This is a genomic window from Pandoraea morbifera (genome assembly GCF_902459575.1).
Taxonomy (GTDB): Bacteria; Pseudomonadota; Gammaproteobacteria; order Burkholderiales; family Burkholderiaceae; genus Pandoraea; species Pandoraea morbifera.
Window position 1 is genome coordinate 160,387 of record NZ_CABPSD010000004.1, and the last position, 24,970, is coordinate 185,356.

The 24,970-nt window shown below is 64.6% G+C and carries 24 protein-coding genes; 9 read left to right on the forward strand and 15 right to left on the reverse strand.

The features are described 5' to 3' along the window. The first annotated feature begins 25 nt into the window (after nucleotides 1–25). The 7 genes from PMO31116_RS08895 (at nucleotide 26) to PMO31116_RS08925 (ending at nucleotide 8,169) form a co-directional block, all read left to right on the forward strand. The gene (locus PMO31116_RS08895; RefSeq protein WP_150566400.1) at nucleotides 26–1,243 is read left to right on the forward strand and encodes an oligosaccharide flippase family protein; all 1,218 of its coding nucleotides are present in this window, start codon (nucleotides 26–28) and stop codon (nucleotides 1,241–1,243) included. A gap of 10 nt (nucleotides 1,244–1,253) precedes the next feature. Further along, nucleotides 1,254–2,396 (forward strand): glycosyltransferase family 4 protein, encoded by a 1,143-nt coding sequence (locus tag PMO31116_RS08900; RefSeq protein WP_150566401.1) that lies wholly within the window; start codon nucleotides 1,254–1,256, stop codon nucleotides 2,394–2,396. Beyond that, nucleotides 2,393–3,535, forward strand: a complete 1,143-nt coding sequence (locus PMO31116_RS08905; protein WP_150566402.1) for a glycosyltransferase — start codon at nucleotides 2,393–2,395, stop codon at nucleotides 3,533–3,535. The genes PMO31116_RS08900 and PMO31116_RS08905 overlap by 4 nt, the downstream gene beginning before the upstream one ends. Nucleotides 3,536–3,540: 5 nt before the next feature. Then, nucleotides 3,541–4,683, forward strand: coding sequence for a glycosyltransferase family 4 protein (locus tag PMO31116_RS08910; RefSeq protein ID WP_150566403.1), 1,143 nt, complete (start codon nucleotides 3,541–3,543; stop codon nucleotides 4,681–4,683). A 63-nt stretch (nucleotides 4,684–4,746) separates the two neighbouring features. Then, a complete protein-coding gene (locus PMO31116_RS08915) occupies nucleotides 4,747–5,841 on the forward strand; it encodes an MraY family glycosyltransferase (RefSeq protein ID WP_150566404.1) in 1,095 nt (364 codons plus the stop codon). A 53-nt stretch (nucleotides 5,842–5,894) separates the two neighbouring features. Then, entirely contained in the window at nucleotides 5,895–6,986 is a 1,092-nt protein-coding gene (locus tag PMO31116_RS08920; RefSeq protein ID WP_150566405.1) for an MraY family glycosyltransferase, read from the forward strand. A gap of 100 nt (nucleotides 6,987–7,086) precedes the next feature. Next, on the forward strand, nucleotides 7,087–8,169 hold the full coding sequence (locus tag PMO31116_RS08925) for a symmetrical bis(5'-nucleosyl)-tetraphosphatase (RefSeq protein WP_150566406.1): 1,083 nt from the start codon (nucleotides 7,087–7,089) through the stop codon (nucleotides 8,167–8,169). Nucleotides 8,170–8,322: 153 nt separating this feature from the next. On the opposite strand, the gene PMO31116_RS08930 is transcribed toward PMO31116_RS08925, so the two are convergent. From PMO31116_RS08930 to PMO31116_RS08960, 7 genes are all read right to left on the reverse strand, one after another. Continuing rightward, on the reverse strand, nucleotides 8,323–9,153 hold the full coding sequence (locus PMO31116_RS08930; RefSeq protein WP_150566407.1) for a lysophospholipid acyltransferase family protein: 831 nt from the start codon (nucleotides 9,151–9,153) through the stop codon (nucleotides 8,323–8,325). Between the two features lie 12 nt (nucleotides 9,154–9,165). Next, complete coding sequence (locus PMO31116_RS08935) at nucleotides 9,166–10,446, reverse strand: dihydroorotase (protein ID WP_150566408.1); 1,281 nt, start codon at nucleotides 10,444–10,446, stop codon at nucleotides 9,166–9,168. A 7-nt stretch (nucleotides 10,447–10,453) separates the two neighbouring features. Then, entirely contained in the window at nucleotides 10,454–11,431 is a 978-nt protein-coding gene (locus PMO31116_RS08940) for an aspartate carbamoyltransferase catalytic subunit (protein WP_150566409.1), read from the reverse strand. 20 nt (nucleotides 11,432–11,451) lie between these two features. Continuing rightward, complete coding sequence (ruvX, locus tag PMO31116_RS08945) at nucleotides 11,452–11,880, reverse strand: Holliday junction resolvase RuvX (protein WP_425494784.1); 429 nt, start codon at nucleotides 11,878–11,880, stop codon at nucleotides 11,452–11,454. Beyond that, on the reverse strand, nucleotides 11,877–12,446 hold the full coding sequence (locus tag PMO31116_RS08950; RefSeq protein WP_023594273.1) for a YqgE/AlgH family protein: 570 nt from the start codon (nucleotides 12,444–12,446) through the stop codon (nucleotides 11,877–11,879). Before PMO31116_RS08950 ends, ruvX begins: the two co-directional genes overlap by 4 nt. A 134-nt stretch (nucleotides 12,447–12,580) precedes the next feature. Continuing rightward, on the reverse strand, nucleotides 12,581–14,086 hold the full coding sequence (locus PMO31116_RS08955) for a hypothetical protein (protein ID WP_150566410.1): 1,506 nt from the start codon (nucleotides 14,084–14,086) through the stop codon (nucleotides 12,581–12,583). Between the two features lie 39 nt (nucleotides 14,087–14,125). Beyond that, nucleotides 14,126–14,296: a rubredoxin gene (locus PMO31116_RS08960; protein WP_006400971.1), complete on the reverse strand. Its 171-nt coding sequence runs from the start codon at nucleotides 14,294–14,296 to the stop codon at nucleotides 14,126–14,128. 210 nt (nucleotides 14,297–14,506) lie between these two features. Between PMO31116_RS08960 and thiD the strand changes: the two genes are divergently transcribed. Beyond that, nucleotides 14,507–15,343 (forward strand): bifunctional hydroxymethylpyrimidine kinase/phosphomethylpyrimidine kinase, encoded by an 837-nt coding sequence (thiD, locus tag PMO31116_RS08965; RefSeq protein WP_150566557.1) that lies wholly within the window; start codon nucleotides 14,507–14,509, stop codon nucleotides 15,341–15,343. Between the two features lie 214 nt (nucleotides 15,344–15,557). Here thiD and PMO31116_RS08970 read toward each other — a convergent pair whose 3' ends face one another. The 8 genes from PMO31116_RS08970 to recA all read right to left on the reverse strand — a co-directional run bounded on the left by PMO31116_RS08970 (nucleotide 15,558) and on the right by recA (nucleotide 23,975). Then, a complete protein-coding gene (locus PMO31116_RS08970; RefSeq protein ID WP_150566411.1) occupies nucleotides 15,558–17,327 on the reverse strand; it encodes a PglL family O-oligosaccharyltransferase in 1,770 nt (589 codons plus the stop codon). Between the two features lie 84 nt (nucleotides 17,328–17,411). After that, entirely contained in the window at nucleotides 17,412–17,933 is a 522-nt protein-coding gene (locus PMO31116_RS08975; protein ID WP_023594269.1) for a pilin, read from the reverse strand. Nucleotides 17,934–18,204: 271 nt separating this feature from the next. Further along, nucleotides 18,205–18,933, reverse strand: coding sequence for a TerC family protein (locus tag PMO31116_RS08980; RefSeq protein WP_150566412.1), 729 nt, complete (start codon nucleotides 18,931–18,933; stop codon nucleotides 18,205–18,207). Between the two features lie 201 nt (nucleotides 18,934–19,134). Beyond that, complete coding sequence (sucD, locus tag PMO31116_RS08985; RefSeq protein WP_023594267.1) at nucleotides 19,135–20,016, reverse strand: succinate--CoA ligase subunit alpha; 882 nt, start codon at nucleotides 20,014–20,016, stop codon at nucleotides 19,135–19,137. A gap of 81 nt (nucleotides 20,017–20,097) precedes the next feature. Further along, a complete protein-coding gene (gene sucC / locus PMO31116_RS08990) occupies nucleotides 20,098–21,264 on the reverse strand; it encodes an ADP-forming succinate--CoA ligase subunit beta (RefSeq protein WP_023594266.1) in 1,167 nt (388 codons plus the stop codon). Beyond that, on the reverse strand, nucleotides 21,261–21,947 hold the full coding sequence (locus PMO31116_RS08995) for a DUF2889 domain-containing protein (protein WP_150566413.1): 687 nt from the start codon (nucleotides 21,945–21,947) through the stop codon (nucleotides 21,261–21,263). The genes sucC and PMO31116_RS08995 overlap by 4 nt, the downstream gene beginning before the upstream one ends. Nucleotides 21,948–22,266: 319 nt before the next feature. Further along, entirely contained in the window at nucleotides 22,267–22,812 is a 546-nt protein-coding gene (gene recX / locus PMO31116_RS09000; RefSeq protein ID WP_150566414.1) for a recombination regulator RecX, read from the reverse strand. Between the two features lie 98 nt (nucleotides 22,813–22,910). Then, nucleotides 22,911–23,975 carry a recombinase RecA gene (gene recA / locus PMO31116_RS09005; protein WP_150566415.1) on the reverse strand — a complete coding sequence of 355 codons (1,065 nt, stop codon included), beginning with the start codon at nucleotides 23,973–23,975 and terminating at the stop codon, nucleotides 22,911–22,913. Between the two features lie 202 nt (nucleotides 23,976–24,177). Between recA and PMO31116_RS09010 the strand changes: the two genes are divergently transcribed. Beyond that, nucleotides 24,178–24,867, forward strand: a complete 690-nt coding sequence (locus PMO31116_RS09010) for a response regulator transcription factor (protein WP_023594262.1) — start codon at nucleotides 24,178–24,180, stop codon at nucleotides 24,865–24,867. The last annotated feature ends 103 nt before the right edge of the window (nucleotides 24,868–24,970 follow it).

Consider the following 24,970-nt stretch of genomic DNA (forward strand, 5'->3'; position numbering starts at 1 on the left):
AACGAGTGAGCCGCGCGAGCGCCACATGCCCTATCGGACCATCATTCGCAACATCCTCTGGATGCTGACCGAGCGCGGCGCGCAGATCGCCGGCGGCATCGCGGTCTCCGGGCTTCTGGCGCGCAGCCTGGGCGCCGCGCAATTCGGCCTGTTTCAGTACGCGCAATCGCTGGTCTTCCTCGCCGCTTCGCTCACGCTGCTGTGCGGCAGCGAAGTGGTGGTGCCCCGTCTGGTCGGCAAACCCGAGGCAGAACAACGCACGATCATCGCCCACGCGTTCGTGCTGCGCCTGGCGGCCGCCGCCGTCGCCTACACGCTCCTGGCCGTGTACGTGATCGGGTTCGCCGAGTCGTCGCTCGTCGCCGTGACACTCTGGCTGGGCGTGGCGCTGTGGTTTCGCGAGCCATCGGGCATCGTGATCGCCTGGCTGCAGGCGCGTACCTTCAACCGGCCGAGCGTGAGTGCCAACCTCTGTGCGCTGGGGGTGAAACTCGCGCTCGTGGCGATCCTGTTCGTCACGCACGCGAGCGTTAGCGCGTTCGCCGTCGTCTATGCGGTCGAAGCCATCGTGGCCGCCGCGCTACTCGTGCGCTACTACTTCACGCACTCGCCGAAAACCCCGGTGGTCTGGCAACGCCGGCTGCTGCTCGACCTGCTGGCGAGCGGCACGAGCTTCTGGGGCGGCCTGATGCTCATGATCCTGTTCAAGCGCATCGATCAACTGGTGCTCAAGCCACTCATCCCCCTCTCCGAACTGGGGGCGTACGCCGCCGCCATGCAAGTCACGGAAAACTTCGTGCTCGTGGCGCCGATCATCGCGAATTCGCTCGCGCCACAGTTGATCTTCCAGACGCTAGACAACGCCATCGCGCGGCGCAACACCGTACGCGCCGTCTGGCTGATGGTCGGCGCGGGCGCATGCCTGGCCGTGCCGGTCGCGCTGCTGGCGCCGTGGATCGTGCATCTGATCTACGGCGCGGGTTTTGCGCAGTCGGCCGAGATTCTGCGCGTGTCGGCGCTCATGGGCATTCTCGTGTTCGCCGACGCCGCCCTGAACCTGGTGCTCGTGCGGCGCGGCGCCGGGCGCTGGGTCATCGCCAAATGGGCGTGCGCGGCCGCGGTTGCCTTCATCGTCGTGCGCAGTCTCGCGCCGCAACTCGGCGCCCTGGCCGGCGCACTGGGCTACGGCGCCGGATACGCGGCTGCGCTGATGCTCGGCATCTGGCTGCTCAAACGCGACTGACGGGGGCGACATGACGACCTTCGCCTCCGCCAGCGACGCCGCGCACGCCCGAACCGTCTGCCTGTTCACCGGCACACTCGCCGCGTTCGCCGGTGCCGAGCGCGCCACGGCCACGCTCGCCAACGCGCTTGCGGCACGCGGACATCGCGTGCATGTGGTCTCGCTGTGGGGACACAAGCCCGTCTTCCTGCTCTCGCCGGGGGTCTCGCATCATGCGATGTTCGGCGAGCGGGTGGCATTCAAGCGCCACTACCTGTCCATCGCGCGGGCGCTTCGGCGTTATGTGCGCGCGAACGCCATCGAGATCATGATCGACGTCGACCCGATGCTCGCGCTCTACACGGTACCCGCAACGCTCGGCGTGCCGATGCAACGCATCGCGTGGGAGCACAGCACCTACGCCAGTGACCTCGGTCGACGCGCGCGTCGCTGGGCGCGGGCGCTGGCCGCACGCCGCTACGATGCCGTCGTGGTGCTCACCGAGGCCGATCGCAACGCGTGGCAAGCGCACCACCCGCATGCGCGCGCCAGATTCGTCACGCTGCCCAATCCGCTCGGCATCCCGATGCCCGACACACCACCGGCCGCCCAGGACGACGCGCGCTGCGTGCTCGCCGTCGGGCGCCTGGTCCCGGAGAAAGGGTTCGACCGGCTCATCGACGCCTGGGCGCGCGTCGCCCGACAGGCTCCCGGCTGGCAGGTGCGGATCGTCGGCGACGGCCCATTGCGCGAAACGCTGCTCGCGCAGGCCCGCGACGCGGGTGTCGGCGACAGCGTGCAAGTGCTGCCCGCCGTGGCCGACATCGCACGACACTATGCGCAGGCGACCCTGTATTGCCTGCCCTCGCGGCGCGAGAGCTTCGGGCTGGTATTGATCGAGACGAAAGCCTACGCGGTCCCCATCGTGGCCTACGCCGCAGACGCCGGACCTCGGGCGCTGCTGCATGACGAGGTCGACAGCCTCGTGGTGGAAGACGGCGATATCGACGCGCTGGCGGCCGCGCTGCGGCGTCTGATCGGCGACCCTGCATTGCGACGACGACTCGGGCTGGCGGGCTATGCCCATGCCCAGGCCTTTCGCGCCGATGCCATCGCCGCGCGCTGGGAGACGTTGTGGACCGACGCGGGTACCCTGCCGGGCGTCGCACGATGAAGATCGTCCTGCTCACCACCGGACTCCAGCTGGGCGGCGCCGAGACCCAGGTGGGCGACCTCGCGCGCGGCTTTCTCTCGCGCGGGCATGACGTGATGCTCGTGTCGGTGACCGGCGCGTGCGCGATCGCGCTACCGGTGTCACCGCGTCTGACGCTCGTCGAACTGAAGGCGAACAAGACGCCCTGGTCGCTGGCGTGCGCGATGCTTCGGCTCGCGGCACGCCTGCGGGCGTGGCACCCGGACGTCGTCCACGCCCACATGGTGCACGCCAACCTGCTCGCGCGCCTCACGCGTGTGCTCGCGCCGATGCCGGTGCTCGTGACGAGCGCGCACAGTCGCAACGAAGGGGGCCGTGCCTGGATGCTTGCGTACCGGCTGACCGACGGGTTGACGGATCTGACGACCAACGTCAGCGACGACGCCGTGGCCGCGTTCGTCGCGCAACGCGCCGTGCCGGCCGGGCGCATCGTCAGCATGCCCAACGGCATCGATACGGCGCGCTATCGGCCGGACGCCCTGACGCGCCAGCAATGCCGGGCTGCCATGCCCGGCGTCGGGGCGCTCGATGCCCCCCTCGTGTTTGCCGCCGGACGAATGGTCGAGGCGAAAGCCTATCCGGTGATGATCGACGCCTTCTCGCGCGTACTGCGCGAGATGCCCGACGCCCGCCTGTTCATCGCCGGCGAAGGGCCGATGCGCGACGCCGTGCAGGCGCGCATCGATTCGCTGGGTCTTGCTCGCGCCGTTACGCTGCTCGGCCGTCGCAACGACATTGCGCAGTGGATGTGCGCGGCGGACGTGTACGCCATGTCGTCGGCGTGGGAGGGCCTGCCGCTGGTGATTGGCGAGGCGATGGCCAGCGGTCTGCCGATCGTCTCGACTGACTGCGGCGGCGTACGCGAAATGATCGGCGGCACGCCCGACGACGCCCCGGGCAACGCGCTGGTACCCGTCGGCGACGCGCAACGACTGGCCGACGCGCTGCTGCGCACGCTGCGCGCCGGGCACGACGCACGCCATGCCATCGGCGTGGCGAATCGCGCCCGCATTGTCTCCCATTACTCGCTCGACGCCGTCGTGACACGCTGGCTGGACTTGTATGCCCGACTGGCTGCGGCGCGTAGTTCAACATGTTGACCTCTATGAACGCCCCCGTTCTCTTTTGCTCCAACACATTTTGGTCGATTTACAACTTTCGCGGCGGTCCGATCCGCGCCCTAATGGGCCACGGACATCCGATACATGTGGTCGCGCCCGACGATGACTACGCGCCGTTATTGCGCGACTTGGGCTGCGCTGTACACGTTCTGCCGATGGCATCTAAAGGGCGGAACCCATTGGAGGACCTGGCACTCCTTTGGCGGATGTATCGCTTGTACCGACGTATTCGCCCCGCCGTCTGTTTCCATTACACGATCAAGCCGAACATCTACGGCGCCATCGCCGCCCACTTGGCAGGAATCGAATCGGTCTCCATAACCACGGGGCTGGGCACCGTTTTCATCAACCAATCGGTCATTACCCATATTGTGCGGACGTTGTATCGCTATGCATTCCGCCACACAAGGGAGAACTGGCTGTTGAACGAATCCGACTTTGAGGCCATGGTCTCTGGCGGCCTAGTTGATATACATAAGGCTCGCTTGCTGCCCGGCGAGGGTGTCGATCTCGATCACTTCGCCAGCGCGCCATGGCCTGCAGAGGACGGCACTTTTCGCTTTTTGCTGATTGCCCGATTGCTGCGCGATAAGGGTGTTCTGGAGTTCGTTGAAGCAGCCAGGCAGATAAGAGCGCTGATGCCGCACGTCCGATTTCAGCTATTGGGGCCTGCCGACGTCGAAAACCCGACGGCCATCTCGCGCAGTCAGGTCGATTCTTGGGTGCGCGAAGGGCTCGTCGAATATCTTGGCGTGACTCAGGAGGTGCGCCCATTCATCGCGCAAGCGCATTGCGTAGTATTGCCGTCGTATCGGGAAGGATTGTCGCGGACACTCATGGAAGCGAGCGCCATGGCACGCCCCGTCGTTACCACCGACGTTCACGGTTGCCGTGAAGTCGTCGGTCAAGGGACGACCGGATGGGTCGTGCCAGCGCAAAACGTTGCCGCATTGGCAAAACAAATGATTCAGGTGGCAAGCATGCCAGCGAGTGAACTCGCAGCGATAGGCAGAGCGGGGCGTGCTAAAGTAGCGCAAAATTTCGACGAGCGATTGGTGATTGCCGAATATTTCAGAATAATTGGCGAACTCGGTCGAAGAACTTCTCCACGCCAAACCGACCGTTAAGTGAGCTTGGCGAGTCCCCCAATCGCCATCATAACTGGGCAATATGGTTAACGCGTTCGTAATATGCTGAACCTGACATTGGCATTCGTGGTTTCACTTGTCACTACGCTGCTCATCGTGCGTTACGCTCATGTGCACGCACATTTCTCAAGCGACAGCGACACTCGAGGGGTTCAGAAAGTCCACGCCCACCCCGTGCCCCGCATCGGAGGCCTAGGCATCATGCTGGGACTGATTGTGGCGGCCACCTTCGCCGCACTCGCCTACCCCGGCCGCACGGAGGATATTCTGCTGCTTGCGCTAAGTGCCGGCCCCGTGTTTCTCGGTGGATTTATCGAGGACATCACGAAGCGCGTTTCACCGCGAGCGCGATTGGTTTGTGCAATGGTGTCAGCACTCGTGGCGTATTGGATACTCGGCATCCACATTAATCGATTGGATATCGCACCGCTCGATCGATTGCTGGCGTACCCGATCGCGTCGGTTGCACTGACCGTGGTTTGTACTGCCGCCATGACCAACGCTGTCAATATCATCGACGGCTTCAACGGTCTTGCCGCGATGGTCAGCATTTTCATGTTTCTTTCGCTCGGGTACGTCGCATTTCATGTTGGCGACAGTATTGTGCTTTCGGCGGCTATGATTATGGTAGGTGCCGTGCTTGGTTTTTTTATACTGAACTACCCAAACGGGCTGATTTTCCTCGGCGACGGAGGTGCATATTTTATTGGATTCATGCTTGCAGAACTGGCTATCCTGCTGGTGATGCGCAATCCGATGGTATCGCCGTGGTACCCTGCGCTCATGCTGATTTACCCGATTTTTGAAGTCTGTTTTTCCATTTATCGCCGCAGGTTCGTTCGAGGCGTTTCCCCGAGTATGCCTGACGGCGTACACCTGCACATGCTGATTTACAAGCGGGTACTGCGTTGGGCCGTTGGATCCAAGGTAGCCGCACAGTTGGCACGGCGCAACTCAATGACGTCGCCATATCTGTGGGTGCTTTGTCTTTCTGCCGTCTTGCCAGCGACGATTTTCTGGCGCCACACTGAGGTGTTGGCTGTTTGCTGTCTTGTCTTCATTGTGGTTTATGTCTGGCTGTATCGACGGATCGTACGCTTTCGATCGCCGCGATGGATGATTTATAGAAAGAAGTGAGACGTAGTCAAAATCATCTTTGAGAAGTCAAGTCACGGCTGCCGCACCGCCTCATGCTGAGTCTCGCCATCGCTCTCGTCGTGTCGTTCATCGCGACGCTGTTGATCGTTCGCTACGCACACGTCCACGCCCGTTTTTCGGGTGATAGCGATGTCGCGGGCGTGCAGAAATTCCACGTGGTGCCGGTGCCGCGCATCGGTGGCGTGGGCATTCTGGCCGGACTGGTGGTGGCCGCCACCGCGCTGGGCGTCCCCTACCCCAAGGTGGCCCGCGACATTCTCCTGCTCGTGGCCTGCGGGCTGCCCGCATTTCTTTCCGGCTTCATCGAAGACCTGACCAAGCGGGTGACACCGACGGTCCGGCTGCTCTGCACGATGGTTGCCGCACTGCTCGCCTGGCTGATGCTCGACATCCACATCAACCGCGTGGACATCGGCCTGGCGGACCGCGCGCTGGCGTTCTCGGCGGTATCGGTGCCCCTCACGGTACTTTGCGTGGCCGGCATGGCCAACGCCGTCAACATCATCGACGGCTTCAACGGCCTGGCCGCCATGGTCGCGATGATCATGTTTGCCTCGCTCGGCTACGTCGGGTTCCAGGTGCAGGACCCGGTCGTGCTCACGACGTCGATGATCATGGTCGGCGCCATTCTCGGCTTTTTCATCTTCAATTTTCCCGGCGGGCTGATCTTCCTCGGCGACGGCGGTGCCTACTTCCTCGGTTTCATGCTGGCCGAAATCGCCGTGCTGCTGGTCATGCGCAACCCACAGGTGTCGCCTTGGTATCCCGCGCTGATGGTCATCTATCCGGCGTTCGAGGTGTGCTTCTCGATCTATCGCAAGCGCTTCGTGCGCGGCATCTCGCCCGGCATTCCCGACGGCGTGCACCTGCACATGCTCGTCTACAAGCGGCTGTTGCGCTGGGCCGCGGGCGCGCGCACGGCCAGTGCGCTCACACAGCGCAATTCCTTGACCTCGCCGTACCTTTGGCTGCTATGCTTGCTGGCAGTGATTCCGGCGACGGTCTTCTGGCGGCATAGTCTGGTACTCGCCTTGTGCTGTGTCGCCTTCATGGTGACCTACGTCTGGCTGTATCTGCGCATTGTCCGCTTCAAGGCGCCGCGCTGGCTGATCTACAAGAAATGAACGACCACGGGGCGCCGCGCAGGGTCGACCGACATGCGCGACCGCGGCACACGGATGCCCCCTGATCGGGACAACCAGACAAGACAGCGCCACCAACGCGATGCGTGACATCTATGCCATCGGCGACCTCCAGGGTTGCCAAACGTCGTTCGAACAATTGCTCGCTCGCCTGCCGCAAGACGCCGATCTCTGGCTCGCGGGCGACCTCGTCAACCGCGGACCGCGCTCGCTCGACACGCTACGTCAGGTCATCGCCCTCGGCGATCGCGCCACCGCCGTGCTCGGCAATCACGATCTCCACCTGCTGGCCGTCGCGGCCGGCGTGCGTCAGGCCCACGGTAGCGACACCCTCGATGACATTCTCACCGCCCCCGACCGCGACACCCTCATCGACTGGGTTCGCCGTCAGCCCCTGGCGCATTTCGAGCGCGGATACCTGATGGTGCACGCCGGAGTACTGCCACAGTGGGATGCGGCACAAGTCATTGCGCTGGCCCGCGACGTCGAGGCACAGCTTCGCGGCCCCGACTGGAAGACCTTCCTTTCGCGCATGTTCGGCAATCAGCCCGACCAATGGCACGACGCGCTGAGCGACGAGGATCGTCAACGCCTGACCATCAACGCCCTCACCCGGATGCGCTTCTGCACCGCCGACGGGCGCATCGACTTCAAGATCAAGGAAGGGGCCGACGCGGCCACGGACGAGCTCAAGCCGTGGTTCGATGCACCGGGACGCCGCACCTCCGACGTCACGATGGTGTTCGGTCACTGGTCGGCACTGGGCCTGGTGATGCGCGAGAACGTGCTCGGCCTGGACACCGGCTGCGTGTGGGGCGGACGACTCACGGCCGTGAAGCTCGCCGACGCACCTGCCGGACGCGAACTGGTTCAGATCGACTGCCCGCAGATCCGCGATCCCCTGGCCCCGTTCGATGACAAGTCGCGCAACAAGATCAGGAAAGCGGACAAGGCGGGAGACGCACTCAAGGCCGCGAGGGCCGAGAATGGCGAGAAAGCCCGGAAGGCCGAGAAGCGCGACAACGGCGCCCGCAAAGCGGAAAAGGCCCCCGGAAAAGCCGCGAAGAAAGCGGCGAGCCAGGCGATCAACAAAGGGCCGGCAAAGCGGTCCGCCAAAGCGTCCGGCAAAGCGACGGACAAGGGCGCGAAACGCAGGAGCGATTGAGCGCAAGAGCAACATGGCTCGATCCCGAAATCAGGTCATGCGTGCCTTTGTCGCTACGTGCAAAGCCCCCCCAAAGAGAACGGCGTCCTTGCGGACGCCGTCTTCCATGCCGCGCCATTGACGCCGCCTCGCGCGATCACGCGATTGCGCGCATCAGATGCGCGCTGGCTGAGCTGCGTCCCCCTCTTCGTCGCCAAACACCGCATCGCGCGATCCCACCGACCCGCTGGCTGGCAGCACGGCCTCGGGCAGGAACGCCTGCAACGCCTCGCCGACCGCCTTCTGGGCACCCAGCGCAAACGCTCGCCGATGCTGCCCTTCCTGCGGATATTGCGGCGCCCCCACCGAAAGTCGCACCGTCATGGGCGGGGCGCGCAGAATCATGTCGATCGACTCGATCAGGCTCGTCTCGCCAATATATGCCGGCGCCATGGTGTGACGCCCGCTCGCCTCATCCGCATAGAACAGGCACAGCGGCTGCACCGGCTTGCCGGTCGTGACCGGCGCCTGAAGCAGATTGGCATGGAACGGCAGCAGGCTGCGTCCGTCGGTGGTCGTGCCCTCCGGAAACACCGTGATGATGTCGCCGTCGCGCAGACAGTCCGAGAGGTAATGCATGATGCGGCGCGCGTCCGCGCGGCGTTCGCGCTGCAGAAAGATGGTCCGCGTCTGCACGCACAGCCAGCCCACCAACGGCCAGTGGCGAATCTCCGCCTTGGCCACGAAGCGAACCGGACGCCACGCATTGATCGCGAAAATGTCGATCCACGACACGTGATTGCACAGCAGCATCACCCCGGAATCGGGCAGGGGCGCGTGCTGCTCGACTTCGAGACGCATGCCGCACAGTCTCAGCAGCTTCTGCGACCACAGGCGGATGCGGCGATGCTTCGCCGCTTCCGACAGGAACGGGAAGATCAGCAGTGCCACCAGCAGGCCACGCACGAGATGCAGCCCCAGACGTAATTTCTTGATCAACAGCACGGCAATCGCATCCTAGACGGCGGGACGTTCGTACGCCACGCGGCCACCGACCAGCGTGAGGCATACACGCCCCGGCAATTCGTATCCCAAGAATGGGGTGTTGTGACCGCGACTGCGCATCTGCCGCGCGGCCACGGTCCAGTGCTCCGACGGGGCAAGGACGCACACGTCGGCAGGCAGACCGGGAGCGAGCCGTCCGGCACCAGGGGCCACCGAGGCCAGCCGCTGTGCCGGCCCATGCGTGACTCGCGCCAGGGCATCGACCCACGGCACGCGCGACTCGTCGGCCCATTTCACCACCAGCGACAACAGCAGCTCCAGCCCGCTCGCACCGGGCAGCGCCTGCGCGAATGGCACGAGACGCGCGTCCGCGCCGAGCGGCGTGTGGTCCGAGCAAATGGCATCGATGGTGCCGTCACGCGCGGCGTCGCGCAGCGCGTCGCGATCGCGTTGCGACCGCAGCGGCGGATCAAGTCGGTACTGGGCGTCGAAATACCCGATGTCCATGTCCGTCAGGTGAAGATGATGGGCGGCAATGTCGCACGTCACCGGCAACCCTTCGGCCTTGGCCGCGCGCACGAGTGCTATCCCGGCGGCGGACGACAGGCGGCAAAGATGCACGCGCGTGCCGGTCACCCGCACCAGTTCGAGAATGGTGTGAAGCGCGATCGTCTCCGCCGCGACGGGAATGCCCGCCAGTCCGAGCCGCGACGCCACCGCCCCGCTGGCGGCGACACCGCCCTCCGCCAGCGCCGCGTCCTGCGCACGCAGCCAGACTGTCAGCCCGAAAGTCCCCGCGTACTGCAATGCGCGCAGCAGGGTCCGGTTGTCCGCGATCGGCGCGTTCGCCTGCGACAGGCCGATACAACCGGCCCGGGTGAGTTGGGCCATCTCGGTGAGCTCATGTCCCGCGAGCCCGATCGTGAGGGCCCCCAGGGGATGCACCGGCGGATGCGCATGTGCCCGATGGGCGGCATCCGCGCGCAGTTGCAACATCTCCACGAGCTCAGGTTCGTCGAGCACCGGATCGGTATCGGGCGGGCAGACCGTGCGCGTGACGCCACCCGCAAGCGCCGCCGCGGCCTCGCACGCCGTGGTGACACCTCGTGCGCACAGATCGACCAGGCCGGGCATCACGACACGCCCCGTCGCATCGATGACGCGATCGGCCGTGAAATCCGCTGGCGGCGCTCCCATCGATGCGATGGCACCGTCGGCAATGAAAACGTCCTGCTTTTGATCGGTCCGCGTCGCGGGATCGATGACGCGGCCGCCCTTCAGATGCAGTTTCATGGCGCGTTCACCCGTGGTTTGCGGCAACGATGCTCATTACCGCCATGCGCACGGCAATGCCGAACGACACTTGCTCGAGAATGACCGACTGCGGTCCGTCGGCGACCGCCGAATCGATCTCCACGCCCCGGTTCATCGGGCCCGGGTGCATCACGATGGCGTCGGGCCTGGCCAGCGCCAGTCGCTCGGGCGTCAGCCCGTAGTAGTGGAAATACTCGGCGGCGGATGGCAGCAACGCGCCGCTCATGCGCTCGTTCTGCAAACGCAGCATGATGATCACGTCCACGTCGCGCAGCCCTTCGTCCATATCGTGAAACACACGCACGCCAAGCTGCTCGAGCCCCTCGGGCAGCAGCGTACGCGGACCGATGGCCCGCACTTCGGGCACACCCAGGGTGGTGAGTGCATGAATGTCCGATCGCGCCACGCGCGAATGCAGGATGTCGCCCACGATCGCGACCGTCAGATTCTGGAATTCGCCCTTGTGGTGGCGAATCGTGTACATGTCGAGCAGGCCCTGCGTCGGGTGCGCGTGACGGCCGTCGCCCGCGTTGATCACGTGCACGTGCGGCGCGCAGTGTTCGGCGATCAGGTACGGTGCCCCCGATTGCGCGTGACGCACGACGAACAGGTCCGCATGCATGGCCGACAGATTACCGATGGTGTCGAGCAACGTCTCGCCCTTGCTCGTCGACGACGCGTTGATGTTCAGATTCAGCACATCCGCCGAAAGCCGAGCGGCCGCGATCTCGAACGTGGTGCGCGTGCGCGTCGAGTTCTCGAAGAACAGGTTGAAGACCGATTTGCCGCGCAGCAGCGGCACTTTCTTGACGTCGGCATCGTTCACGCCGACGAACTGCGTGGCCGTGTCGAGGATATGCATGAGCACGGCGCGGGGCAGGCCCTCGACCGTGAGCAGATGCTTCAGTTCGCCGTTTCGGTTGAGTTGCGGGTGACCGCGTCGGCCGAGCATGCCGTTAGCCATGCGCACCCTCCGGGCTGAAATCAGGCAGGCACATGCTCGTCGAAATACTGTTGGAGGATGATGCGGGCGGCCTCGGCGTCGAGCGACGTCTTCTGCGACACCTTGACGCCGGCTTCGGCCAGCGCCGCGGCGGCCGCCACCGAGGAATAACGTTCATCGACCCAGAATACGGGCACGCCGAATCGTCCGTTGAGTTGATTGCCGAAGCGTTTGGCCTGCTGCGTCATTTCGTGCGGCGTGCCATCGGGATGGCACGGCAGCCCGACGACGATGCGCTCGGGTTGCCACTCGGCAATGAGTTTGCCCATCTCGGCAAAGCGGACGTCGCGGTTGAGATTGGCCACGACGGTGAGCGCGCGGGCCTCGCGCAACAGGAGATTGCCGATCGCCACGCCGATCCGGCGCTCGCCGTAATCGAAGGCGAGCACCGTGGCGCTGCCAGCCATCATGCGTGACCCGCGTCGGCGGAGAGCATCGACGACGTGACACCAAGCAACGCCAGCGCGGCGTCGAAGCGCTCGGCGGGCGGAACGTCGAACACGATACCCGGATCAGCCGCCACCGTGAGCCAGCCGTTGCGACTGATCTCGTCTTCCAGTTGCCCGGCGCTCCAGCCCGAATGCCCCAGCGTGAGCAGGAAACGGTTCGGTCCCTGCCCGTTGGCCACGGCTTCGAGCACGTCCTTCGACGTCGTCATCTCCAGACCGCCCGGCACCGACAGCGACGAACTGTACGACGCGCCCGTGGCCTCATGCAGCACGAAGCCGCGCTCGGTCTGCACCGGACCGCCGAAGAACACCGGCTGATGGGCCAGCGGATCGATTTCGAGTTTGAGGTCGAGCCGCTCGAAGAGCGATTGCAGGTCGATGTCGGTGGGACGGTTGATGACCAGCCCGATCGCCCCCTTCTCGCTGTGCTCGCACAGATAGACGACGGTGCCGGAAAAGGTCGGATCGGCCATGCCCGGCATGGCGATGAGAAACTGATTCGTGAGATTGATACGGTCGTTCGGCATAGGGCCAGAGTTTGTCGGAACCGGTTTGACGGTCTGCCGTCCGGTGCCGCGGGCCGCGGCGGGTCAGCAGACGCACTTTTTCCGCATCGTGATACGGCCATCGGCCGCCAACGGCAGCCTTTTCGCCGACTTTATCACGGAACGTCGCGCCCGGTGACGAGCCTCTGTCCGAACACGCTGGCGTCCAGCGCACGTTCGCGCCACATCGCCATCTCGGCGATCAGATCGGGGCGCGCTTCGGGGTAGGTGTCCGCGGCGAACTGATGCAGCATGCCGCGCAGCGCCTTGACCGTCATCGCCAGCGCCGCCGGGCCGCCAGGTTCCGCCGGGGGCGACGCCGCCAGGCGTTCGCCGGTGGCGGCCACGGCCGCCGCAAGCCGCGCGACGGGCGCAAGCCCGATGGCTGCCGAATATTCGGCAACCTTCGCCGCGACCGCCGGATCGTTCAGATTCGGAAGCGCCTCGTCCGCCAGACTCAGGAAGGTCTGGCACACGTCCTGACGTACCGCGAGCGGTCCAATGCGCAGCCAATCGCGCGAACTGTTGCCCACGCCCTGCTTTTGCGCCGCTTGCGCGGCATCGGCCAGCAGCTCGGGAAGATGGCCCGGGCGGCGGAGCACCCCGAAATCGGTCAATAGCGTGCCGAGCCAGCTGTCGGGTGCCTGGGCGTGCCACGTGGCCAGTGCCTCGAGCAGATCGTGACCGGGAATCGCATCGGTCGTCGCCTTGCCGCCTTGACGAGCCTCGGACGCTGCGACGGCACTGCCCGGCGACGCGGCGCCCGTGGCGGCAGGTGGCGCCAACTGTTTGCGCAGCGCCATGTTCATGCGCCCGATCTGCCGCTTGTCCGCCAGACTGAGCGGTGCGCGCGCGAAACGCAGCCATGCGGCGGCAAGCCGCCAGTAATCGAGGGGCGCGGTCGCGCCGGCACGGTGCAAATCGGCGGCCAGATCGGCCAGTTGGCCCAGCGCCGCCGTGGTATCCACAACGTCCGCATCGGGGCGCAGCAGTCGCAACAGCACACGCTCGACGTCCGCCCGCAGAGGCGCGGTGCCCGCCGGAAGGCCGTGCAACCGCGGCTGAGCGATCGTCCAGCCCGCCATCCGTAGCTCGCCAGGCGTGGGCGCACCCGGCCAGGTTTCGGCGACGGCACCCGCGTCGCCCGTGCCAGAAGACGCCACGGGCGCTACGCCCGCTTGCCAGATCTCGCGCTCGAACTGACGCAACGCGTTGCGCTGCGCGGAGTCCTGCGCGCCCGGCTGCCCGTAGGCCGCCTCCGCGATCGCCTGAACGAGCCGCTCGCCCTGCAACGCCCAGTCGGCATGACCGCTGGACTGGAGCAAACGGTTGGCGCGCCGCAGCGGCCCGAGCGCCGCCTCGGGGCCGTGCGACCAGGCGTCGGAGGCCTCGGTCAGCGCGTCCGCCACCTCGGGTAGCCGCCAAAGCGGCAGGTCGCGCGTCTCCCGCGCTGCCGAACCCGCGGCGGTGACGGCGTTGTCGGGAACGTTGGCCATGTTGGCGACGTCCGGTGTGCGGGACATGGCAGCCATGCCGAAGGCATCGGACGTATCGAAGCTGTCGGGCGTGTCAGGCTTGTCGGACATACCGAACGTTTCGGACGGCGATTGCGGCGTCACCATGGGCCATCTCCTGGGCGTGCGACCGGTCTCGGTGCGTCCTCAGATCTGCACCATCTCGAAATCTTCCTTTCGCGCGCCGCACTCGGGACAGGTCCAGTTGATGGGCACGTCTTCCCAACGCGTTCCGGGTGCGATGCCCTCGTCGGGCAGTCCGGCCTCTTCGTCGTAAATCCAACCACAAATGAGGCACATCCAGCTCTTGTATTCCATGCTTTCTTCAGCGACGGGCGTTCCGTTACAATGACTTGTCAACCGCTTCGGGTCCCGGCGACGAGGTCGCGCGGTGTTGTGGGAACCCAGCCGGTGCATTGTCCGGCGGGCCAGGCCCACGGCGCTTGCCAGCGCTCCGAAACGGGCATTTAAGGCGTGATGGTACCAACGAACCCCAAGCCTGACCAGATCGCCGTCTATCCTGCATCCATGCACATCGAATCCCCTCCCATTCTGCTGACCTTCGGCCTGTCCGATCCCACTTCGGCGACCGGCGTCCAAGCCGACCTGCTCACCTTTGCGAGCATGGGCGGCTATGGCGTCTCGGTGCTGACCGGCTATTCGTCGCAAGACTCGCGCACCTGCGACGAGGTGCAGCCGATCGACCCGGACTGGATCGCCGACCAGGCGCGCATGCTGCTCGAAGACATGCCGGTGGCCGCCTTCAAGGTCGGCAGCGCGGTGAACGCCGAAAATGTGGCGGCCATTGCCGAAATCGTGGCCGACTACGACGAAACGCCGCTCGTGGTCGCGCCCGACTTCGGGCTGGCCGGCGAGCATCTGCTCTCGGCCGACGAACTGCGCGAGGCGACGGCCAGCTTGCTCGTGCCGCAGGCCAGTGTGCTCGTCGTGAGTCCGGCCAGCGCGGTGTCGCTCGCGCAGACGATCACGGAAAACGAGAATCTGTCGCTCGACGAAGCCGTATCGGTCCTGCTGGAAAACGGCTGCGAGTTCGTGCTCGTGAGCGACAACAACGCGCCGCAATTCACCCACACGCTGTATTCGGATGGCGGCATCATCCGCGAAGATGCTTGGGACCGCCCGGCGCATAACGTGGCCGGCGCCATCGACACGCTCGCCGCCGCCGTTACCGCCATGCTTGCCAATGGCCTGGCCGTCCCGGAAGCCGTGCGCGAAGCGCAGGAATACCTGCAACAGGTGCTGGAGAACGCGTTCCGCCCTGGAATGGGACGCCACTTCCCCGACCGCTTCTTCTGGGCGCGCGGCGACGAGAACGGACAGGACGACGCCGCGCCCGATGCCTGAGGGTTGAACGCCTTCGCCCGTGACGCCTGAGCGTCGGGGCACCGGGCGCGAGGCGGGTCGGGAGTGGCCGGGTGTCGTCGCCGCACGCCGCGCACAACGCGAAACAAAAGCCGCGAAGCAAAAAACGCCCGCGAATACGCGGGCGTTCTCGTTGGGACGGTCAGCGCATTACGCGCGCGGGGAAAATCCCGACGCGGGGCATCCCGCAGCGCGCTCAGGCATCGTCGCTCGCGTCGTTCGATTCTCCCTTCGGGCGTCCCCACACCTTGATCACGCGTTTGACGAACGGCTTCAAGTCATCGCCCTGTTCGCGCAACATGCGAATCAGCGCGGCATATTGTCCCGGAAAGATCGCCGAGTTGTAGTTCTTGAGCCGCTGAATATCGCGCAGCGCCTCGTCATCGCGCCCCGCGAGCGCGAGCAACACGATGTAGCGCTTGATCATCGTGGGCCCCGCGCCCAGTGCCAGCGCCTCACGGTGCGCGGCCAGCTTCTCGTCGAGACGGTCGCGATCGAGATACAGCGCGCCGGTGACCGCATAGTCGCCGTATGGCGCGAAGAAAAGCGCCGGATCGGTGCGGTACGTGTCGATCTTGCCTGCCCGATAGGCGACTTCGACACGCTGATAGTCACCGATCAGCCACGGAATCGCCACGCACGCGAAAAGCACGATCACACCGTTGATGGCCGCCGTCGCGGTCGGCGACACGTTGTCGATCGCCCTGGTATCGCACAGCCCCAGCAGGAACAGGGCGGGTAGCAGGAAGAACGCGTAATGCTGCGGATATTCGAGCATCGCATGGATGGCCAGCATGCCGAGCAGCACGAACGCAAGCGCGATCGGCGCAGTGCGGACCTCGCGCACGGCACGCGCGAACCAGAACGCAAGCGGCACGAGCACCGCCAGCGTGCCGATGACGCCGGTCTTCGCGAGCAAGTCGAGCAGCACATTATGGGCGTTGTCCGCCATTTCGACCGGACCGAGCTTGTCGACCAGGGCGAACTGCGCATCGATGTAGTTCGACCAACCGGCCCCCAGCAACCAGTGCTCCCGGAAAATCGCGAATCCATATTCCCAGAGGTTCAGCCGTCCGGTCACCTGACCCGCCTGATGCATACGCGCGACTGCGCTACCGTCGAGCTGCCATCCCCAAGCCACGTTTGCCCAACCGACGAACATCGTCATCAACGCGAGCAGCGGCAGGATCGCCAGCGGCACGAACCATCGCATGGAACGGCGCATGGAGCGCGCCGGATCGGTCCGCTCCGCCCACACCATCCACGCGCCGAACGCCGACAGCAACGTCAGCTGCAACCAAGGCGTGCGCGAGCCGGTCAGGCAGATGCCGACGTCGAACGCCGCGCAAACGATCACCCAGGCCCATGCAGGCAACTTGCGCAGATACCACAAGTAGAACGCGCCGGCGCTGGCGAGCGACAGATACGTTGCCAGATGATTCGGCTGGTACATGTTGCCGAACAGGCGCCGTGCGACCGTCACGGTGTACTTGGCGACCAGCCACGGCACATGCGCCTCGAGATGAAACGCCTGTACCAGTTGCGCGCCTACCGCGTACAGTCCGCCAAGCGTGAGCGCTGCCGCACTCCAGCGCATGAGCACACCGCGCCAACCTAGCTGCGCCAGCCAGAATCCGGTACTGACCGCGACAATCATGCCCACGCCGTAGAGCAGGGCCGTCAGCATCAACTGCGGCAGCTCGGTCGGCATGATGGCGCGCTGCACGAGAATCACCGCGATGAACGCGAGCGGCATCCAGCTCACGCGCGGCATGCGCAGCGCACGTGCGTCGCGCCGCCATACGGCAATCATCGACAGCACACCGAGGCACGCAAACAATGAAAAAGCCAACGACTCCGAGTAAAAGGTGGAGATCGGGTACGTGTGCTTGACGAGGTTATAGGGCAGAGCCCAGATCAGGGCGAGCGTGAGCCCGATCAACGATAGAAGCAGAGGAGGAAACAAGATCGCCGCCGTGCGGTGCACCGGTTGGAAGATGCGCAAGCATAACGAAAAATGGCCGCCCGGGGGCAGCCATTTTCCCGTTCGTCAGGCGCCCCGCTGGGTCGCCGCGCCTCGGCACTCGGGGGGCGCGAGCTTGGCGGGCAGCGTGGCACCGCCCGGCGCGCCTTCACGACCTTGTGCGTAACACGTCCAGACGATCTGACCTTCAGGCGCCTTGCCGACCGTCAGCGCCATGGGCTTGCCGTCGGGACCGGCGCTCGTGGGCACCAGCACCAGAGCACCGTCGCCAGCGCGCTGGGTGTAGGCGACCGTGACGTTGCCGCTCACCGAGTCGATGGTCACGGCGTTCACGTTATCGGTCGCACTCGGCGCTTGCCAGCCGCTATTGAACGGCGCGCCATGCATGGCGTTCTCGCTCACGAGCGCCTTGGCCGACGCTGCCGCGCCCAGTCCCTCGACGACACGCGCACGCACCAGGTAGTTTTGCAGATACGGAACCCCTGCCGTGACCAACACGCCGATGATCGCCAGCACGATCATCAGCTCGATCAGGGTGAATCCCCGGGATTTGGCGAGACCGGTAGTCCGGTGGCCGAAACGACGCATTGTGTAACTCCCTGCGAAAGCAATGAAAACAAAAGGGACTTCGGGGGGGAAGTGGGCGGAGTATGCCATACCCCCGTCGGCCAGCGCCCTGCCACAGATCAAATCGGGCGGCGCCGCATGGCTGGGCAGAATCGTCTGATCCAGACAGACGACGATTCGTCCGAAACGTTGTCCGGATTCCCGACCGGGGCTTCGCCCGGACCGGCCCGGACGGGGCGCGATTCCCCCGTCATATCCACCGCAAAAAGCAGCGGTCTCGCAATGGACCCGATTATTCGGAAGAGGTTGCACGCGCCTGGCGAGCCTCGCTGCGACGCTTGAGTGCGAGGCCCACGATCGCCACCAGCGCGGCGCCGAGAGTCGCCCCCACGTAGTGGGTGTATTCGCCGGCGTCACCCGGCAGATGGAGCCAATGACCGATGCCGGGGTCGGAGACGATCAGCCCGCCGGCTATCCAGCCGAGCAGCGCGGCGCCGACGAGGACGATGAACGGAAAGCGGTCCAGCGCCTTGAGCACCAGTTGCGAGCCCCAGACGATGAGCGGAATGCTCACGAGCAGGCCGAAGATGACCAGCGGCAACTGGTGATGCCCCGCCGCGCCTTCGGCGGCGCCGGCAATGGCGATCACGTTGTCGATGCTCATGACGAGATCGGCGACGATGATGGTCTTCACCGCCGTCCACAGCTTGTCGGCGGGCTTCACGCTGTCGTGGGCATCCGGGTCGGGCACCAGCAGCTTGATGCCGATCCAGAGCAGCAGCAGGCCGCCCAATGCCTTGAGGTACGGCACGGCGAGCAGTGTCACGGCGAATGCGATCAGCACCACGCGCAGCACGATCGCGCCAGCGGTGCCCCAGACAATGCCTTGCAGTCGTTGTTTGGCCGGCAGGTTGCGGCAGGCCAGCGCGATCACCACCGCATTGTCGCCACCCAGCAGGATGTCGATCATGATGATCTGCAGGACCGCGGCCCAGTTCAGCTCGGCAAAAAACTCAAGCATTGCGAGATTTTCCTTGGGAACGAATAAAACGGATGCGACCCATGCGGCGCAGGGCGCCGGCGAAACGGCTCACGCAATTTCCGCGTGCCGTCTGAAAAACGTCAAAGCAAAAAAGGGAGCCCGATGCTCCGGGCTCCCTTTTTCCTGACCGACGGCGCGGCTGCCGGTTCCGGCAACCGTACTTCGGCCATCCAGCGGAAATTACAGGATCGACTTGAGCAGACGACCCATTTCCGACGGGTTGCGGGTCACCTTGATGCCGCAGGCATCCATGATTTCCAGCTTGGCTTCGGCCGTATCGGCACCGCCCGAGATCAGCGCGCCGGCGTGGCCCATGCGCTTGCCCGGAGGCGCCGTCACGCCTGCGATGAAGCCGACGACCGGCTTCTTCATGTTGTCCTTGATCCACTCGGCCGCATTGGCTTCGTCCGGACCGCCGATTTCACCGATCATGATCACGGCGTCCGTTTCCGGATCGTCGTTGAACATCTTCATGACGTCGATGTGCTTCAGACCGTTGATCGGGTCGCCACCGATACCGACGGCGCTCGACTGGCCCAGACCCAGCGCGGTCAATTGACCGACGGCTTCGTATGTCAGGGTGCCCGAGCGCGAGACCACGCCGATGCGACCCTTCTTGTGGATGTGACCCGGCATGATGCCGATCTTCAGTTCGTCCGGCGTGATCACGCCCGGGCAGTTCGGGCCGAGCAGCAGGGTCTTGCGACCTTCGCGGCGCATGCGGTCCTTCACTTCGATCATGTCGCGAACGGGAATCCCTTCCGTGATACAGATCGCCAGGTCCAGATCGGCCTCAACGGCTTCCCAGATGGCGGCGGCAGCGCCCGCGGGCGGCACGTAGATCACCGACACGGTGGCGCCGGTTTGCGCCTTGGCGTCCTTGACCGAACCGAAAATGGGAATGCCTTCGAAGTCTTCGCCAGCCTTCTTCGGGTTCACGCCCGCGACGAACGCGTTCTTGCCGTTCGCGTATTCGCGGCACATGCGGGTATGGAACTGGCCGGTTTTGCCAGTGATACCCTGGGTGATGACCTTGGTGTCTTTGTTGATCAGAATCGACATTGCTTGATTTCCTTCGTCTGGTTGCCCGGCGTACGCCCACCCCTCGGGGCGGCGCACCGCGTCAGGCTTCGACTGTTCTGGTTACTTGCCTGCGGCGGCCGCGACAACCTTCTGGGCAGCTTCTTCCATGCTGTCCGCAGAAATGATCGGCAGGCCGGATTCGGCGAGCATCTTCTTGCCCAGGTCCTCGTTCGTGCCCTTCATGCGCACGACCAGCGGCACCTTCAGGGAAACGGCCTTCGAGGCTGCGATCACGCCTTCGGCGATCACGTCGCAACGCATGATGCCGCCGAAGATGTTGACCAGAATGGCGGTCAGGTTCGGGTTCTTCAGCATGATCTTGAACGCTTCGGTGACCTTCTCCGTCGTGGCGCCACCGCCCACGTCCAGGAAGTTCGCCGGTTCGCCGCCGAACAGCTTGATGGTGTCCATCGTGGCCATGGCCAGACCGGCGCCGTTCACCAGGCAGCCGATGTTGCCGTCCAGCGAGATGTAGGCCAGATCGAACTTCGAGGCTTCGACTTCCGCCGGATCTTCTTCATCCAGATCGCGGTAGGCCACGATTTCCGGGTGACGGTACAGGGCGTTCGAGTCGAAGTTGAACTTGGCGTCCAGCGCGGTGACCGTGCCGTTGCTGCTCACGTTCAGCGGGTTGATTTCGGCCAGCGACGCGTCCGTTTCCCAGAAGGCCTTGTACAGACCCTGCAGGATCGTGCGGGCTTGCGGGATCGAGGCGTCGGGGATGCCGATCTTCTTGGCCAGGTCGTCGGCCTGGGCATCGGTCAGGCCGACCGACGGCTCGACGATGACCTTGTGGATCAGTTCCGGGTGCTTTTCGGCGACTTCTTCGATGTCCATGCCGCCTTCGCTCGAACCCATCAGCACGATCTTCTGCGTGACGCGGTCGACCACCAGGCTGACGTACAGTTCGTTCTTGATGTCGGCGCCTTCTTCGATCAGCAGGCGATTGACCTTCTGACCTTCCGGACCGGTCTGGTGCGTGACCAGTTGCATGCCGAGGATCTGGCCGGCGTATTCGCGCACTTGCTCGATCGACTTGGCAACCTTCACGCCGCCGCCCTTGCCGCGACCGCCTGCGTGAATCTGGGCCTTGACCACCCAAACCGGACCGCCGAGTTCTTCGGCTGCCTTAACGGCCTCGTCCACGGAAAACGCCGGAATGCCGCGGGGCACCGCGACTCCGAATTTCCGGAGGATTTCCTTGCCTTGATACTCATGAATCTTCATGCGTGATTCCCTTCTTGCTGAGTTGGAAGTTTGGGTTCGAGCTTGCGAGTCGAGGCACCATCGCGCACCGCTTCTGTTGTGACGGGCGTCGTGGGCTCGTTCGCTCGATCGTTTGCGCGGCCGTTGAACCAGCGCGGGTAAAACCGGCGCACTGCCTCGCCATCAAACCGAAGGGCGTGGCAATGTCCGAGTTGGAAAGGAGGGGCCGACGCCTGCGCGTCGTTGGCGGCCTTGAGCGCCGTGTCGGGCGTGTGAATCACCACGCCGGCAAAGGCCTGAATCGCTGCCGTGGGCAGGACACTGCAAAGTTCGGTCAGATGCGTACAACCCGCCGCGCCGCCAAGGCGCTCGCGAACCGCATGGCGAAAGCCGCGTCGCAGGTTCAGGCCAATCAACTGACGGTAATCCGGGCCGATCCGGTCGCAAATGCCGGGATATGGCACCCAATCGGAGACGGCTTCGGCGTCACGCACCTCGAAATCCTCGTCGATCGTCACACGCAGCCAGAGCTCGTGAATCGGCGTGCCCTCCTTGCGAAGCCCCGTCGCCAATGCAAAGTCCCGATCCTTGTGATCGGTCAGGCGGGCTTCGATGTCCCATAGGCCGTCGTCGCGCGAATACGCTTCGACAGCGATCGTGCGGCGATGACGCAGGGTACGAGGGGCGGGCTCAGAGAGCGGCATGCGAGAGTGTGCAATGCATGAACGCGGAAAGATCTTGATTCTAGCATAGGCGGCGACGTGTCCTGCCGCAGCGCAGCAGAAGCCCGCTGCATAAGGGGGAATTCGCCGACCCATCGGTCGGTTTATCAAAATTGGCGGGGAGACGCACGCATGGTGCAACGCCATATCGCGATAAGCGAGGCACGACGCGTCACGCGAGTTTCATGTCGTCGTCATGTCAGCCTTCATACGGGTTGTGAAGCAATGCACCGCGCTCGCCTATTGCCGATAAATGCCGATGAATCGCCATCGATTCATGACGAAAGCGAAGGTACGCGCGTCAACTGTCGTCCGAAAACTCGTCGGCGCCACGCACGATTTTGCTGATAACGGTACTTGAAAAGCCCCTTGCGGCCAGAAACCGCATTTGCTTGGCCCGAGCTTCCGGGGTCGCGGCGACTTCACCGAACTTCTTCTGCCACACGGCGCGGGCGCGGGCGAGTTCCGTGGCGCGGAGCTGCTCGGTGAGCGTGGCGACCGTCTCGGGATCGACCTGATGTTGCTTGAGCTCGCCGACGATACGCGTCGTACCCAGACGCGACGCGCGTCGGTTCACCACGCTTTCCGCGAACCGCTCGTTGGATAGCCACCGCTCGTGCTCCAGGCTGTCGAGCAGGCGATCGAGTGCTTCGGGATCTTCCGCATCGGCATAAGGCGCCAGCTTGCGGCGCAACTCCGCACGGCTGTATTCGCGACGCGCGAGGTACGACAGCGCGCGCCCCTTGAGGCTCAGCACGGGTTTGCGCGACGGCTTTGCCGCAACGGCTTCGTCGCCGGGGGGCGGCGGCGCAGCGTTCGGATCTCGGGGAGGACGTCGCTGAATCATGAGCTCATCGTCGCGCAAATCTCGCGAACGCAGTCAGAAAAGAAAAAACGGCAACGCGAAGCCGCATGGCGACGCGTTGCCGTTTCGTCCGAGGAGGCTTAGGCCTCGTCGTCTGCTTCGATCTCGCCGGTCTCGTTGATCGCCGTCACGCCAAGCGATGCACGAACCTTGTTCTCGATCTCATGGGCGATATCCGGATTTTCGCGCAGGAACTCACGTGCGTTGTCCTTGCCCTGACCGATCTTCTCACCGTTGTAGCTGTACCAGGCACCGGCCTTTTCGACGATCTTTGCATTCACGCCCAGATCGATGATCTCGCCTTCGCGCGAAATACCCTGGCCGTAGAGAATGTCGAAAATTGCCTCGCGGAACGGCGGCGAGACCTTGTTCTTCACGACCTTGACGCGGGTTTCGTTGCCGACCACCTCGTCGCCCTTCTTGATCGAGCCGATACGGCGGATATCCAGGCGTACCGACGAGTAGAACTTCAGCGCGTTGCCCCCCGTGGTCGTTTCCGGGTTACCGAACATCACACCGATCTTCATGCGGATCTGGTTGATGAAGATCACCGTGCAGTTCGTGCGCTTGATCGTGCCGGTCAGCTTGCGCAGCGCCTGCGACATGAGACGCGCCTGCAGACCCGGCAACGAATCGCCCATCTCGCCCTCGATTTCGGCCTTCGGCACCAGTGCCGCCACCGAGTCGATGATGATGAGGTCGATGGAGCCCGAACGCACCAGGGCGTCGGCAATTTCCAGTGCCTGTTCGCCCGTGTCCGGCTGCGAGATCAGCAGATCCGGCACCGAGACGCCCAGCTTGCTGGCGTAGCCAACGTCGAGCGCGTGCTCCGCGTCAATGAACGCGCACGTGCCGCCGATCTTCTGCATTTCGGCAACGACCTGCAGCGTGAGCGTGGTTTTCCCCGACGATTCCGGGCCGTAGATTTCGATCACGCGGCCGCGCGGCAAGCCGCCGACGCCAAGCGCGATGTCCAGCCCCAGCGAGCCGGTAGAGACGACCTGGATGTCCGCTTCGACCTCGCCGTCGCCCAGACGCATGATCGAGCCCTTGCCGAATTGCTTCTCGATCTGCGCGAGGGCGGCGGCAAGCGCCTTGCCTTTCTCGGCCGACAGATTGGCAGACCCTTTCTTGCTTTCTTCCATGAATCGTCCTTTGATATGATGAGCGAGACGGCTCGAGTGACGCGTGATTGCCGGTACTGTATAAAAAACCAGTGCTATTTGCAAGCCCCTGTTGTCCGAAAACGCCGAAACGACAAAAAAAGCCGCGAACCACGCGCCGCAACATCACAGGAGACACACCGCTGCCGTCAGGCGCCGGTGCCTAAACCAGCCTATCACGCCCATGCGAATTCTCATCGCAGAGGATGACAGCATTCTGGCCGACGCCCTGACCCGCTCATTGCGCCAGGGGGGCTACGCCGTCGATCACGTCAAGACAGGGCTCGAGGCCGACTCCGCACTCTCCGCCCAGACGTTCGACCTGCTGATTCTCGATCTCGGCCTGCCCCGCCTGCCCGGTCATGAAGTGCTGCGCCGGCTGCGCGCCCGCAATTCCCATTTGCCGGTGCTGATCCTGACGGCATCCGACAGTGTCGATGCCCGCGTCAAAGGTCTCGATCTCGGCGCCGACGACTACATGGCGAAGCCGTTCGCGCTGGCCGAGCTCGAAGCTCGCGTGCGCGCGCTCACGCGACGCGGTGCCGGCGGCGGCTCGACCGTCATCCGTCACGGGCCGCTCAGTTTCGATCAGGTCGGGCGCACCGCCTATATCAATGAGCAGATGCTCGACCTGTCCGCGCGCGAGCTCGAATTGCTCGAGGTGTTGCTGCTGCGTACAGGCCGGCTCGTCTCCAAGGAGCAACTCGTCGATCATCTGTGCGGCTGGGGCGAAGAGGTGAGCAATAACGCCATCGAGGTGTACATGCACCGGTTGCGCAAGAAAATCGAGCCGAGCGGCGTACGTATCGCCACGATCCGCGGGCTGGGGTATTGTCTGGAGAAGCCGGCTACGGCGCCTGCCACCGCCGCCTGACGACCGTGGTGCGGCCTCGACGGAAAGGACGTGTATGGCGTTGCCGCGTCCCCGGCGCGGCGGGGTTCGCGACGGATCCCCGCGATCCCGGTGTAGCGCCCCT

What these genes read in the sequence shown, in the direction of transcription:
- PMO31116_RS08900 (WP_150566401.1), top strand. Translation starts at nt 1,254, where the DNA reads ATGACGACCTTCGCCTCCGCCAGCGACGCCGCGCACGCCCGAACCGTC.
- PMO31116_RS08960 (WP_006400971.1), bottom strand. Translation starts at nt 14,296, where the DNA reads ATGGAATACAAGAGCTGGATGTGCCTCATTTGTGGTTGGATTTACGAC.
- PMO31116_RS08910 (WP_150566403.1), top strand. Translation starts at nt 3,541, where the DNA reads ATGAACGCCCCCGTTCTCTTTTGCTCCAACACATTTTGGTCGATTTAC.
- PMO31116_RS08895 (WP_150566400.1), top strand. Translation starts at nt 26, where the DNA reads ATGCCCTATCGGACCATCATTCGCAACATCCTCTGGATGCTGACCGAG.
- PMO31116_RS08950 (WP_023594273.1), bottom strand. Translation starts at nt 12,446, where the DNA reads ATGCCGAACGACCGTATCAATCTCACGAATCAGTTTCTCATCGCCATG.
- PMO31116_RS08995 (WP_150566413.1), bottom strand. Translation starts at nt 21,947, where the DNA reads ATGCCGCTCTCTGAGCCCGCCCCTCGTACCCTGCGTCATCGCCGCACG.
- PMO31116_RS08905 (WP_150566402.1), top strand. Translation starts at nt 2,393, where the DNA reads ATGAAGATCGTCCTGCTCACCACCGGACTCCAGCTGGGCGGCGCCGAG.
- PMO31116_RS08940 (WP_150566409.1), bottom strand. Translation starts at nt 11,431, where the DNA reads ATGGCTAACGGCATGCTCGGCCGACGCGGTCACCCGCAACTCAACCGA.
- PMO31116_RS08920 (WP_150566405.1), top strand. Translation starts at nt 5,895, where the DNA reads ATGCTGAGTCTCGCCATCGCTCTCGTCGTGTCGTTCATCGCGACGCTG.
- PMO31116_RS08935 (WP_150566408.1), bottom strand. Translation starts at nt 10,446, where the DNA reads ATGAAACTGCATCTGAAGGGCGGCCGCGTCATCGATCCCGCGACGCGG.
- thiD (WP_150566557.1), top strand. Translation starts at nt 14,507, where the DNA reads ATGCACATCGAATCCCCTCCCATTCTGCTGACCTTCGGCCTGTCCGAT.
- sucD (WP_023594267.1), bottom strand. Translation starts at nt 20,016, where the DNA reads ATGTCGATTCTGATCAACAAAGACACCAAGGTCATCACCCAGGGTATC.
- PMO31116_RS08980 (WP_150566412.1), bottom strand. Translation starts at nt 18,933, where the DNA reads ATGCTTGAGTTTTTTGCCGAGCTGAACTGGGCCGCGGTCCTGCAGATC.
- recX (WP_150566414.1), bottom strand. Translation starts at nt 22,812, where the DNA reads ATGATTCAGCGACGTCCTCCCCGAGATCCGAACGCTGCGCCGCCGCCC.
- PMO31116_RS08915 (WP_150566404.1), top strand. Translation starts at nt 4,747, where the DNA reads ATGCTGAACCTGACATTGGCATTCGTGGTTTCACTTGTCACTACGCTG.
- recA (WP_150566415.1), bottom strand. Translation starts at nt 23,975, where the DNA reads ATGGAAGAAAGCAAGAAAGGGTCTGCCAATCTGTCGGCCGAGAAAGGC.
- ruvX (WP_425494784.1), bottom strand. Translation starts at nt 11,880, where the DNA reads ATGATGGCTGGCAGCGCCACGGTGCTCGCCTTCGATTACGGCGAGCGC.
- PMO31116_RS08955 (WP_150566410.1), bottom strand. Translation starts at nt 14,086, where the DNA reads ATGGTGACGCCGCAATCGCCGTCCGAAACGTTCGGTATGTCCGACAAG.
- PMO31116_RS09010 (WP_023594262.1), top strand. Translation starts at nt 24,178, where the DNA reads ATGCGAATTCTCATCGCAGAGGATGACAGCATTCTGGCCGACGCCCTG.
- PMO31116_RS08975 (WP_023594269.1), bottom strand. Translation starts at nt 17,933, where the DNA reads ATGCGTCGTTTCGGCCACCGGACTACCGGTCTCGCCAAATCCCGGGGA.
- sucC (WP_023594266.1), bottom strand. Translation starts at nt 21,264, where the DNA reads ATGAAGATTCATGAGTATCAAGGCAAGGAAATCCTCCGGAAATTCGGA.
- PMO31116_RS08925 (WP_150566406.1), top strand. Translation starts at nt 7,087, where the DNA reads ATGCGTGACATCTATGCCATCGGCGACCTCCAGGGTTGCCAAACGTCG.